Origin of the sequence: Butyrivibrio sp. NC2007 (genome assembly GCF_000421405.1) — a bacterium.
GTDB lineage: Bacteria > Bacillota > Clostridia > Lachnospirales > Lachnospiraceae > Butyrivibrio.
Window position 1 is genome coordinate 205,928 of sequence record NZ_ATWY01000001.1, and the last position, 13,208, is coordinate 219,135.

Annotated in this window: 13 protein-coding genes; all 13 read left to right on the plus strand. The window is 40.4% G+C overall.

The genetic code is table 11. The annotated features are described in order from the left end of the window. Positions 1-27 precede the first annotated feature (27 nt). A complete protein-coding gene (mreB, locus tag G632_RS0100825) occupies positions 28-1,032 on the plus strand; it encodes a rod shape-determining protein (protein WP_022767135.1) in 1,005 nt (334 codons plus the stop codon). Next, entirely contained in the window at positions 1,033-1,902 is an 870-nt protein-coding gene (gene mreC / locus G632_RS0100830) for a rod shape-determining protein MreC (protein WP_022767136.1), read from the plus strand. After that, complete coding sequence (mreD, locus tag G632_RS0100835; RefSeq protein ID WP_242826694.1) at positions 1,874-2,431, plus strand: rod shape-determining protein MreD; 558 nt, start codon at positions 1,874-1,876, stop codon at positions 2,429-2,431. Before mreC ends, mreD begins: the two co-directional genes overlap by 29 nt. Beyond that, on the plus strand, positions 2,424-5,276 hold the full coding sequence (locus tag G632_RS0100840) for a penicillin-binding transpeptidase domain-containing protein (RefSeq protein WP_022767138.1): 2,853 nt from the start codon (positions 2,424-2,426) through the stop codon (positions 5,274-5,276). Before mreD ends, G632_RS0100840 begins: the two co-directional genes overlap by 8 nt. Positions 5,277-5,284: 8 nt before the next feature. Continuing rightward, positions 5,285-6,415 (plus strand): FtsW/RodA/SpoVE family cell cycle protein, encoded by a 1,131-nt coding sequence (locus G632_RS0100845; RefSeq protein ID WP_022767139.1) that lies wholly within the window; start codon positions 5,285-5,287, stop codon positions 6,413-6,415. Positions 6,416-6,419: 4 nt separating this feature from the next. Next, positions 6,420-6,815, plus strand: a complete 396-nt coding sequence (gene mgsA, locus G632_RS0100850; RefSeq protein ID WP_022763947.1) for a methylglyoxal synthase — start codon at positions 6,420-6,422, stop codon at positions 6,813-6,815. Between the two features lie 43 nt (positions 6,816-6,858). Beyond that, the gene (locus tag G632_RS0100855; RefSeq protein ID WP_022767140.1) at positions 6,859-7,764 is read left to right on the plus strand and encodes a D-alanyl-D-alanine carboxypeptidase family protein; all 906 of its coding nucleotides are present in this window, start codon (positions 6,859-6,861) and stop codon (positions 7,762-7,764) included. 69 nt (positions 7,765-7,833) lie between these two features. Further along, positions 7,834-8,253: a hypothetical protein gene (locus tag G632_RS0100860; RefSeq protein ID WP_022767141.1), complete on the plus strand. Its 420-nt coding sequence runs from the start codon at positions 7,834-7,836 to the stop codon at positions 8,251-8,253. An 84-nt stretch (positions 8,254-8,337) separates the two neighbouring features. Next, entirely contained in the window at positions 8,338-9,918 is a 1,581-nt protein-coding gene (locus G632_RS18420; protein WP_022767142.1) for an HlyD family efflux transporter periplasmic adaptor subunit, read from the plus strand. An 86-nt stretch (positions 9,919-10,004) separates the two neighbouring features. Further along, entirely contained in the window at positions 10,005-10,526 is a 522-nt protein-coding gene (locus G632_RS0100870; RefSeq protein ID WP_022767143.1) for a cell division protein SepF, read from the plus strand. 75 nt (positions 10,527-10,601) lie between these two features. Then, the gene (aroB, locus tag G632_RS0100875; protein WP_022767144.1) at positions 10,602-11,705 is read left to right on the plus strand and encodes a 3-dehydroquinate synthase; all 1,104 of its coding nucleotides are present in this window, start codon (positions 10,602-10,604) and stop codon (positions 11,703-11,705) included. A gap of 13 nt (positions 11,706-11,718) precedes the next feature. Beyond that, entirely contained in the window at positions 11,719-12,261 is a 543-nt protein-coding gene (gene lspA, locus G632_RS0100880) for a signal peptidase II (protein ID WP_022767145.1), read from the plus strand. Continuing rightward, positions 12,261-13,193, plus strand: coding sequence for an RluA family pseudouridine synthase (locus tag G632_RS0100885; protein ID WP_022767146.1), 933 nt, complete (start codon positions 12,261-12,263; stop codon positions 13,191-13,193). Before lspA ends, G632_RS0100885 begins: the two co-directional genes overlap by 1 nt. Positions 13,194-13,208 lie beyond the last annotated feature (15 nt).

Here is a 13,208-nt window from a genome sequence, read left to right on the forward strand (position 1 = left end):
AAATTATTGAAATTTAAGGAGGCTGTTTTGGCTAATATATTTGGAATTGATCTTGGAACCAGCAATATCAAGATTTACAACAAAGACGACGACGGACTTACCGTAGAAAAGAATATGATCGCCATCGAAAACAAGACAAATGTTTTCGCTTATGGTAATTCAGCATATGAGATGTACGAGAAGGCTCCTGACAAGATCAAGATCTCTTATCCTCTTAACAGCGGCGTTATCGCTGATATTGAGCACATGGAGACTTTGGTCAAGCTCTTTATCACAGATCAGATGAAGGGCAATGTTAAGCCTTGTGAAGTTTACATCGCAGTACCCAAGGATGTAACAGAAGTTGAGAGAAGAGCTTTCCATGATCTTATCAACGATGCCGGAATCAAGGCCAAGAAGATCATGATGGTTAAAAAGCCTCTTGCAGACGGTCTCGGAATGAATGTAGATGTCATGAATTCCCAGGGCGTTTTGGTTGTTAACGTGGGTTATGATACAACCGAGATTTCAATCCTGTCACTTAGAGGAATCGTTGTCAGCAAGCTTATAAAGGTTGGTGGAAAGAAGTTTGATGAGTCCATCAGGAACGTCATTCGTAAAGAGTTTGGACTTCTTATTGGTGAAAAGACATCGGAAAATGTTAAGATTTCTCTTAAGGACCTTGAGAAAGAAGGAAAAGACGCTGTAGTATACGGTCGTGACATCGTAACAGGACTTCCTGTTGAGAGAATGATCCCTACAGATCTTATAAATCAGTCACTTGTCGAGAACTTTGATGCAATCCTTGATAACATCAAGGCTGCTCTTGAGAAGACACCGCCGGAGCTTGCTGCTGATATCTTTAAGCACGGTCTCTACCTTACCGGAGGTGCTTCACAGGTTGTCCACCTTGCTCAGAGACTTAGCAATGGTGTAGGCCTCAATGTCAATATTGCAGAAAATCCAATTGGTTCTGTTGCTATGGGTCTTGCGAAGATTATTCAGGACGACCAGTATAAAGCTCTTGCATATGGAATTGAAGAGGATAAATAAATGAGTCCCATTGTCAAGAGAAGAGGAGAGGAATTTACACTACCAAGTAAATATCTCCTCTTTATTTTAACAATCGTTTGTGTAGGAATGATCATAATCACCTTTAACACCAGCTTATTTACCGGACCACTGAATTCCTTTGCTGGTGTTTTTGTTGTGCCCTTTCAAAAGGGAATGACAACGGTTGGCACATTCCTTCGTGATACAACAGATAAGCTTTCATCAATAACCAAGCTACTTGACGAGAACCAGGAATTAAAGGCACAGATTGATGAACTTACAATTGCAAATACAAATCTCGAGCAGGAAAAATACGAGCTTACAGAGCTTCGAAACCTTTATGAACTCGATGCGCTGTATGAGAATTACCAGAAGACCGGAGCGAGGATTATCGCTAAAGATGCCGGTAACTGGTATCACTCCTTTGTGATTGATAAAGGCTCCGATGACGGAATCATGATAGATATGAACGTTATAGCCGGTGGAGGACTGGTAGGAAGAGTAATCGATGTCGGTCCAGACTGGGCCAAAGTTCAGTCCATAATCGCAGATAATGCAGCTGTCAGTGGAATGGTTCTTTCCTCTTCTGATAACTTAATTGTTTCAGGTGACTTGGAGCTCTATAAGCAGGGCTTTGTCAGTTTTTCCAAGCTTGTTGATGAAGCTGATAAGGTAAGCGTAGGAGATAAGGTTGTAACTTCGAATATCAGTGATAAATATCTTCCAGGTATTCTGATAGGCTATATTTCTACCATAGATGATGATTCCAACAACCTTACAAAGTCAGGTAGAATAACCCCCGCAGTTGATTTCGAACACATGAATGAGGTTTTGGTGCTTCTTGATCAAAAGAAGAACATTGGTGATTGATGAGATGAATTTCAGGCGTCCTTTATACAATTTCATACTGGTCATCGTCTCTTTTATCCTGCAGACGACGGTTTTCAGGGCGCTGGATTTTGGTGGCATAGCGCCTAATCTCATGATCATTCTAACTGCTTCCACAGCATTTATAAAAGGAGATAAACCGGGGCTCCTGGTTGGATTTTTCAGCGGACTTTTGATCGATATCTTTTTTGGTACATATATCGGTTTCTATGCACTTATCTACATGTACATAGGCTTTGTTGTCGGCAAACTTCACGCAATATTCTTTACTCAGAATCTTGCTATTCCGATCGTGATAATAAGCTTTGCTGACTTTGTTTTTGGATTTATATGCTATGTTCTTATGTTCCTGTTTAGAACAAAGTTTGATATTGGCTATTATATGATGAATATCATTATTCCTGAGCTCGTCTATACTGCGGTTATAGCAATTTTCTTCTACCCGGTGATACTTTGGATGAATAATTCCATAGACGAGAGAGAATTAAGGAGCGCTAAGAAGTTTGTTTGATAATTTTTGGGAAGAATTCAAAAAGTTAATAACATCAAGAGCGATAATCATTTCTTCTGTTCTTGTTGTATTGTCCTGCCTTTTGGTTTACAGGCTCTTTTCTCTGCAGGTTATAAACGGAGAGTACTATCTGGATTCCTTCAAGCTAAAGATCAAGAAAGAAAAGACCATTGCAGCTGCAAGAGGAAATATCTATGACAGGAATGGTAATCTTCTTGCCTACAATGAACTGGCCAATTCTGTGACTATAGAGGACGTATATAAATCCGGTTCGGGAAAGAGTAAGGCAATCAATTCAACTCTTGATAAGCTTATTGATATCATTGAAAAGAACGGCGATAGCGTTGATCAGGATTTTAACATCATTTTGAATGACGCTAACAGTTTTGAATTTACCGTTGAAGGCAATCAGCTTTTAAGATTTTTGGCCGACGTTTATGGTCACAGCTCCATAAACGATCTTAAGTATGAGGAAAAGACAAAGACGGCTGACGAAGTTGTAGAAGACATGTGCAAGAGCTTCAAGGTCGGCGATACAGACGAGACTACAGGTGATTTTGTTGCCATGAAGGGCTACTCCAAGTCTAAGGCTCTTAAGATCCTTAACATCAGATACAACATGAGCCAGAACAGTTATCAGAAGTACATTGATACAACTGTTGCATCAGATGTAAGTGACAAAACCGTTGCAGACGTAATGGAAAACGCAGATATTCTCGAGGGTGTTTCCATTGAAGAGAGCACAGCCAGAAAATACGTAGATTCTGAGTATTTTTCACAGCTACTTGGCTACACCGGTAAGATTTCCGAGGATGAGCTTGCGACTCTGTCACTGACAAATCCCAGCTACGGCATGAATGATACCGTTGGAAAATCAGGTATTGAGCAGGCAATGGAGAGTGTGCTTCAAGGTACTAAGGGATCTGAAACCGTCTACGTTGATAATACAGGACAGGTAATCGAGACCAGTAACTATGTTGATGCAGTTGCGGGCAATGATGTCTATCTGACTATTGATAAAGACCTTACAGAGGCCTGCTACAACATTATTGAACAGTCACTTGCAGGAATCCTGGCATCAAAGATCCAGAACGTAAAGACCTATACGTTCTCGTCAACATCCAGCTCCAGCAATATTGTTATACCTATTTATGATGTTTACTACGCAATCTTTGATAACGACGTAGTAGATATAAGCCATTTCAGCGCATCAAATGCCAAGGAAACAGAAAAAGCTGTCTACGAACAGTTTGTAACCAAGAACAGTGCTGTACTTGATAAGCTCAGGCTTGAGCTTACCGAGACTCATACACCTTACGAAAATCTGACCAAGGAATATCAGTGGTACATGAGTCATATAGCTGCAATGCTTTATTCAAACGGTATCATCGATTCTTCCAAGGTGGATAGAGATGACAGCGTTTATATTGCATGGACCAAAGATGAGACCATATCACTTGCTGAATATCTGAAATATACAATCGCCATGAACTGGGTTGATGTATCCAAGCTCAGCCTTGATAACCAGTACGCCGATTCAGAAGAGATATTTAATCATGTAGTTAATTATATTGAAAGCACACTGGAAGAAGACTACGATTTCCAGACAAGGCTCTATAAGTATCTGCTTCTTGACGGAAACATATCAGGAACTCAGGTCTGCAACCTCCTTCTTGAGCAGGATGCAATCAGCATGGATCCAGATGAGCGCTCGGTTTGGGAGAGAGGCGGAGAGTCGCCTTATACCTTTATGCTCAACAGGATATCAAATCTTGATATCACTCCGGCTCAGCTTGCTCTGGACCCTTGTACAGGTTCCATGGTTGTTACCGATGTAAATACAGGCGATGTCTTAGCACTGGTTTCATACCCGGGATATAACAACAACCTTATGGCAAACGGAGTAGATGCAGCTTATTACGCAAAACTAAGAAGCGATAATTCAAATCCGCTCTATAACTATGCAACACAGCAAAAGACCGCTCCAGGTTCAACCTTTAAGATGGTTTCTGCAACAGCAGGCCTTAACGAAGGCGTAATAACCACAGATTCTGTCATCTACTGCAGCGGTCAGTTTGATAAGTTGAATCCCGGACCAAAATGCTGGATTCATCCAAGAGGTCACGGAGGACTTAATGTCACAGGAGGAATCAGAAATTCCTGCAACGTTTTCTTTTACGAAGTTGGTTACAGACTTGGGCTTGTAGGAGGAAGCTATTCCACTGAGACAGGTCTTCAGAAGCTTGCAGCTTATGCAGACATGTACGGACTTACTGAGAAGTCGGGAATTGAGATAGCAGAGTCAGAGCCCAATGTTTCCGATCAGGACGCTGTACGTTCGGCAATCGGTCAGGGTACACACTCATATACAACCGTAGGCCTTGCAAGATACGTCACAACCGTTGCAAACAGCGGTACATGCTATGATCTTACGCTCATCGACAAGACCACCGATTCAAACGGCAATCTTCTTGAGGATTTTAGCGCCAGCGTACGCAACACCATAGACATGTCACCAGCTTACTGGAATGCTATCCATACCGGTATGAGACAGGTTGTTCAGGATAAGTCATATTATGCAAATCTTGGTGTTACAGTAGCAGGTAAGACAGGAACGGCTCAGGAATCAGCCAACAGGCCTAACCACTCACTCTTTGTTTGCTATGCGCCTTATGAAAATCCTGAAATAGCTATAGCAACAAGAATAGCATTCGGATATACATCAAGCTATGCTGCTCAGATCACAAAAGAAGCTCTTTCATATTACTTCGAACTCAGAGACGAAGACGATATTATATCAGGTACAGCGCAGACACTTCAGGATGGAGCAACAAACGCTGACTAAGGAACAATATGGATTACTTTAAGAAATACAAGCTGGTTGACTATGACTTTTTTCTTGTGCTCATGGTCATCTTGCTGACAATCATCGGAATAATGGCGATCAGTTCCGCAGATCCCTCATCTCAGAACAAGCAGATAGCGGGTATGGTGATGGGAATATTTGCTATGGTTTTTATCTCGCTTCTTGATTATTTATGGTTCACTAAGCTATACATAATTGCTTACATAGCAAATATCGTTCTTTTGGGTCTTGTACTGTCACCTCTTGGCAGTAGTACCAACGGAGCGCAGAGGTGGATAAACCTCTTTGGCATCACTTTCCAGCCTTCCGAGACGGCCAAAATTTTATTGATTTTATTTTATGCGCAGTTTATTATGAAATATAAGGATAAAGTCAAGAACTTAGGATTTATCGTTATTTGTCTGCTGTTTTTGGCTCCTCCTTTAGGTCTTATCGCTTCTCAGCCTGACCTTTCAACCTGCATCATGGTAATGGTTATTTTTGCATCAATCCTCTATGTTGCAGGCATTAACAGGAAGATTGTATGGTCAGTACTTGGAGTTACGGTTCCAGCTGCACTGTTTGTTATCTACAATGCAGTACAAGGTGAGAGCAGTCTTTTACATGATTATCAGCAGAGGCGTATTCTTGCATGGCTTCATCCTGAGGATTATGCCAATTCTGATGCTTATCAGACACTGAATTCTATGATGGCGATAGGCTCCGGCCAGCTTTATGGCAAGGGTTACAATACAAATGAGATCAGTTCGGTTCTAAACGGTGGTTTCATTTCAGAGTCTCAGACGGACTTTATTTTTACGGTTATAGGTGAAGAATTTGGATTTGTAGGTGCATGTCTTGTTGTTGCACTTATTCTTCTTATAGCTATCAGGTGCTTCATGATATCACTTCGTGCCAAGACCAAGGCCGGAGAAGTGATAGCAGCAGGCGTCGGCGCATGGATCGGATTCCAGGGCTTCCTTAATATGGGGGTTGCAACCGGAGTTATGCCCAACACAGGTATTCCTCTACCTTTCGTGAGCTACGGACTTACTTCACTTATAAGTGTTTACGCAGCTATCGGATTTGTCCTAAACGTGAGACTTCAAGGCAATAAATATATTACAGGGAGGGTATAAGTTAATGAATATCGCACTTATAGCACATGACGCAAAAAAGAGACTTATGCAGAACTTCTGTATAGCATATAGGGGTATACTAAGTAAGAATGATCTTTTCGCAACAGGTACAACGGGGCGTTTGATAGAAGAGGTTACAAACCTGACAGTACATAAGTATCTTGCCGGACATCTTGGCGGCTCACAGCAGCTTGGCGCTGCAATCGAGCACAACGAGATCGACCTTGTGATCTTTTTAAGAGACCCGCTTACTGTTAAGTCACATGAGCCTGATATCAACAATGTGATGACTTTATGTGATATGCACAACATACCTGTTGCAACCAACCTTGCATCAGCGGAACTACTGATCAAATCACTTGACAGAGGAGACCTTGAGTGGCGTGAGATGTACAAATAAGCTGCTTAGAGCTTTTAGTATTGTTTTATTGGGGATTTTTTGTGTGACTGGTTGCTCCGGACTTTCGTATTCATCAAAATATGAAGTAACCTCATCACAAGGAGATAACAGAAAGACTCTTTATTATCCTACATTTGCTTCGGATTTATGTGTTGCAGACCAGGATGTTAATACATCAGAGGTCTCCATAGAAGACGTGGCATGTGGAGGACTTTTTGACTTGAACAAAAAAGAGACTCTCTTTGCTAAGAACGTCAATTTGCAGGTTCAGCCTGCTTCTCTTACAAAGGTTATGACAGCGCTTGTTGCGCTAAAATACGGATCTCTTGATCAGGTTCTGGTTGCCGGATCCGATGTCTATGTCAATGAGAGCGGAGCTCAGAAAATCGGTCTGAAAGAGGGCGACAGACTTACTCTTGATCAGGCTCTTCGTATTCTTCTCATTTATTCAGCCAATGACGTAGCCAATTTAATAGCTTCAAACGTAGGAAATTCGATTGAGGATTTCGTTGGACTGATGAACAAGGAAGCGCAGGCTATAGGCGCCACCAATTCTCATTTCCAAAATCCACATGGCCTTACTGCAGATGAGCACTATGTTACAGCATATGATATGTATCTGATCTTTAATGCCGCGATGCAATATGATACTTTCAGCGAGATCATCAATACTACAGAGTATTCAACCAGTTATCTCGACTCCACCGGAGCTTCAAAAGAGGTAACTGTCAGTACAACAAATGCTTATTTAAAGGGTGATAAACAGCAGCCGGCAGGAGTTACCGTAATCGGTGGCAAGACAGGTACCACACAGGCTGCAGGTCATTGTCTTATACTTCTTGCAAGAGATACTGCTTCTAACCCTTACATTGCAGTAATCATGCGAGATACAGACTCAGGACTTCTCTACAGCGATATGTCTTCATTGCTGAATGAAATCGTGAATTAAGGTTGTCTTTTGGGTATTAAAGACTTATAATATTTTTATAAAAATTTCTACTTGCAGGAGGGTATGCCGATGGTTCAGTTAATTGTTGGGAAAAAGGGAAAAGGAAAGACAAAATGCCTATTAGACAAGGTTAACACCGAGGTAAAGAACGTTCTTGGAAGTGTTGTATTTCTTGACAAGAACACCAAGCACATGTATGAGCTTAACAACAAAATCCGTTTAATTGTAGTACCGGATTTCAGTATCACCAATCCAGATGAGTTTATTGGATTTGTCAGTGGTATCATTTCACAGGACCATGATCTCCAGCAAATGTATTTTGATAGCTTTTTGAAAATCTCTTGTCTTGAAGGAAAAGACATCTCAGAGGTTATTGAGAAATTAGACAAGCTCAGTGAGAAGTTCGGGGTAGAGTTTGTGCTTAGTCTCTCATTGGATGAATCCGAACTTCCGGAGTCAGTAAAATCAAAGGTAATCATTTCACTTTGATCAATTTTTAATAAGACTATTCTTATAAGCCGCGGCTATCCGCGGCTTATATTCTGAAAATTTCAAGTTAAGGACAGGTAACAGATGGCGGGGAGTCAGAAGCGAAAGGTTACCAAATATCCCAAAAATATCAATAATATAAATATTGGAATGGTGTTTTTTGCCGTAATGGCAATCTATATCATCATCAGTGTTATCACATATTTTCGCAGGGATCATATGGTTGGTTATGAGGTAAAGGAAGGATCTCTTTCCACCAACAATATCTATGATGCTGTTGCTCTACGTACCGAGGAGATTGTAGAGAGCGACACAGCCGGATATGTCAATTATTTTGCCACAGAAGGCGGAAGAGTAGCTGTTGGGAACCTTGTTTACACCGTTGATGAATCAGGTCAGCTCCTTGAGTATCTTAAGTCTCAGGGAAGCGAAGAGGTATCACTTAGTGAGGATGACCTCGCTGAGCTTCGTACTCAGATCGTAAACTTCGAATCATCCTTTGACCCTCATAATTTCCATCCAGTATATGACTTTAAGGTAAGTATTGACGGAACTGTTCAGAAGCTCTCAAATAACAGTATCCTTTCCAACATCCAGTCACTTAATGCCAACAGTGCAACACTTCAGTCCATCAATTACAAATATGCGCAGAATACCGGCATTGTTATATATTCAATAGATGGTTATGAAGATCTTGCACTTGAAAACATGACATCTGCTGTATTTGATGAGTCAACCTACGAGAAAACTCAGCTGATAAACAACACTCTTGTGAAATCAGGAGACCCTGTATATAAGCTATGTACAAATGAAGAGTGGTCCGTTGTAATACAAGAGGATGATCCTGAGAAAGTACAGGAACTTCTTGATCTCGAGTATGTTAAGGTTCGTTTTATAAAGAACCAGCATGAATCCTGGGGTAAGGTTTCCTCATATACGAATCCGGAAGGTGAAACCTTTGTAAAGTTTACCTTCACCAATTCAATGATTACTTTCTGCAGAGACAGATTTATAAATATTGAGCTTATCACCGAAGATGAGACCGGACTGAAAATTCCCAATTCATCCATAGTAAACAAGAACTTTTACCTGGTTCCAAAAAACTACATAATAAAGGGCAATGACGGAAAAACCGGTGTTCTAAGAGTTAAATACGATGAACAGGGAAATGAAACCTCTGAGTTTATAAACGTTGATATTTATAATGAATCAGAGACCATGTATTATCTCGGCACAGAGAACCTAAGAAGCGGAGATAATCTTATCCTTACCGATTCAAATCAGAGATATACCATAAGCAAGACAGATACTCTTATCGGAGTTTACAATATCAATAAGGGCTATGCTGATTTCAGACAGATCAGTATCCTATACCAGAATGATGAATATTCCATTGTTAAGTCCAATACAACTTACGGACTGAACGTATTTGACTACATTGTTCTTGATGCATCAACTGTAGATCAGAATTCTTCAAAAGAAACAACAGAAGAGTCAGTCAGCGAGACCTCACAGGCTTTACCTGAAGAATCCGAAGAGCCTGCAACAGAGGAAACTGCAGAAGAAATCACAGTAGAGAGCTCTGAAGAATCCTCAGAAGAGATTACGGAAGAAAATTCTGACACAGAAGTCACAAATGAGGAAACCTCAGAAAATAACGGATAAAAATCTTAACTGTATTTGACAGAATGTGTCATTTTACGTTAAAATTATAAAGGTTTGTTGGGATTAATTGCGAGGAGTATATTGTTATGAGCTTTATGGACAAGTTTTTAAATGCAATTCAACTTAATGGGGAAGAGGATGGCTACTATGATGAGCCGGACGAGGGATTTACTTCCAAGGTAGATTCCATCAATAATCAGGCACCTATTGGAAAGGATGACCCAAGCATAGAAGTAACTGAAGAGAAGCAGAAGAAATCTGCTCCCAAGGTTGCTCCAAGCAGAACAAAGAAATCATTATCTGCTTCAGGCATGGAAGTTTGCGTTATCAAGCCAACTTCTGTAGAGGATGCAAGAGAGATCACTGAGACACTTCTTGCTAACCGCACAGTAGTGCTTAACTTAGAAGGTCTTGATGTTGATATCGCACAGAGAATAATCGATTTCACATCAGGTTCATGCTTTGCTATAGCAGGTAACCTTCAGAAGATTTCAAGATATATATTCATTATCACACCTGCTTCTGTTGATATCTCCGGTGACTTCCAGAATATCTTAAGCGGAACCTTTGGTGGCGGCATATCAGAAGGGCCACAGCAAATAGACTAAATATCAGGCTGTTGACATGTAGCTTTACAGTCAACAGCTTTTTATTTTGATTAAATCAGAAAGAGAAGAAGTAAAATGGATAACAGATTAACCGTTAATTATCAGGAAAAACCCTGCTACGATATTGTTTTTACAACAGATTTTTCCGAACTTTCAAGTGAGGTAGAATCCCTTGGCTTTAAAGGCAGAAAAATTGCCGTAATTACAGACTCAAACGTTGGTAAAATCTACGGCGAAGAAGTAAAAACAAGCCTTGAAAGCATTTCAGACACAGTTGTCATTTATGAGATTCCTGCAGGAGAAGAAAACAAACAGCTTGATGAGATCAAAAAAATCTATGAATTCCTCATGGAAAAGCACTTTGACAGACACGACCTTTTGGTTGCCCTTGGAGGAGGAGTTGTGGGCGATATGTGCGGCTTTACTGCTGCAACTTACCTTAGAGGTATCTCTTTTGTCCAGATACCGACCACACTTCTGGCTCAGTCAGATAGCAGCGTCGGAGGCAAGACAGGCGTTGATCTTGAAGGCGTAAAAAACATGGTCGGCGCTTTCTACATGCCTCGCCTTGTATATATCAATGTATCAACTCTTAAGACACTCAGCGACAGACAATATGCTTCAGGTTTTGCTGAAGTTATGAAATACGGTCTTATCAAGGATCAGAAATTCTATGAGTTCCTTATCGAGAACATGTACGAGATAAATGATAAAGACCCTGAAGTAGTAATGGAAATGGTCAAAAAGAGCTGTGATATAAAAAGAGCAGTTGTAGAGAAGGATCCAACCGAAAAGGGAGAGAGAGCTCTTTTAAACTATGGTCACACCCTTGGCCATGCCATTGAAAAGCACAAGAATTTCGAGCTCACACACGGAGAATGCGTTGCACTTGGCTCAATCGCAGCTGCATTCATTTCCTGGAAAAGAGAACTTATCTCCATGGAAGAGTACTATGAAATAAGGGATATGTTTGTTCCTTTCAATCTTCCGATTTCAATCGAAGATGTTGATAAGGAAGCTGTGCTTGAGCTTACAAAATCAGACAAAAAAGTCGATTCCGACAAGATTAAATTTATTCTTCTAAAAAAGATCGGAAAAGCCTTCATTGATGAGACTGTAACAAGGGATGAGATGAGCAAGGCTCTTGATGAAATTATCTATATTGAAAATAACGATTAAAAGGTTTTAAGCTATGAATACAAAAATGTCAAAAAAGAAAAAAATCTTCCTGGCTGTTGATATGATCATGATCATTTTACTGGTTGTGCTTGATCAGTTCACAAAGTATCTTGCATGTGAGTATCTCCAAGACAAACCCGCTATACCTCTTATAAAGGGCGTACTTGAACTTAACTTTTTGAAAAACAGCGGAGCAGCCTTTGGTATGCTCCAGAATCAAAAGGTCTTTTTCATCCTTGTTGCAGTGCTGATTTTATTTATCATCGCATATGTTCTGTTCAGAATGCCAGATGATAAAAAGTATAACGTTATGCATGTTCTTCTTGTTATGATAGCAAGCGGAGCTGCAGGAAACATGATAGACAGGATCAGACAGGATTATGTTGTTGATTTCATTTATTTCGTGATAATCAACTTCCCGATATTTAATGTTGCAGACATTTATGTTACTGTATCAACCTTCTTCTTTGTGATTCTTTTCCTTTTCTATTACAAAGAAAACGACTTCAATTTCCTTAGCTTCAAACAGCAGAAAAAATACAGGGAAATAAAATAATGGAACGCGAAAACGACAGATTTGAATTTGTTGTTACAGACGAATATGAAGGCCTGAGGATCGATAAGCTTATTAGCGAGCTTATGGATTCTCTTTCACGTTCCTACATCAAAAAACTGATAGACGATGATAAAGTAAAATGCAACGAAAAAAGCGTAAAGGCCAGCTATAATGTTTCAGAAGGCGACAGGATCGAACTCGAGATTCCGCCTCTGGAAGTACCCGAAATTGTTCCTCAGGATATTCCTCTTGATATTCTGTATGAGGATAACGATGTTCTTATCGTCAACAAGCCTAAGGATATGGTTGTACACCCTGCAGCCGGACATTATGAAGGCACTATCGTCAATGCAGTAATGTATCATTGCAAAGACAATCTCTCCGGAATTAACGGAGTTATGCGCCCGGGAATTGTTCATAGGATTGATAAGGATACTACCGGATCTGTAATAATATGCAAAAATGACAATGCGCATATCAAGATAGCAGAACAGCTCAAAGAGCATTCAATAAATCGTGTATATCACGCAATTTGCTATGGAGTAATAAAAGAAGATGAGGGCGACATTGACGCTCCCATCGGAAGAAGTCAGACTGACAGAAAAAAGATGGCAGTAGTTAAGAACGGTGGAAAAGAGGCTTTTACTCATTTTCGCGTTTTAAAGCGATTTGAAGAAGATAAGATGACTTATATAGAATGCAGGCTAAAAACCGGCAGAACACATCAAATTCGCGTGCATATGGCTCATATCGGTCATCCGCTTCTTGGGGATGAAGTGTATGGTCCATCCAGGAAAAGTAAGTTTAAAACAAACGGACAGTGTCTCCACGCCAAGACCCTTGGTTTTATCCATCCCACAACAGGAGAATATGTGGAAGTGGATGCACCACTGCCTGAATATTTTTCCCATTTGATTGAGATTCTCAAATAGTATAAAATGAAATTA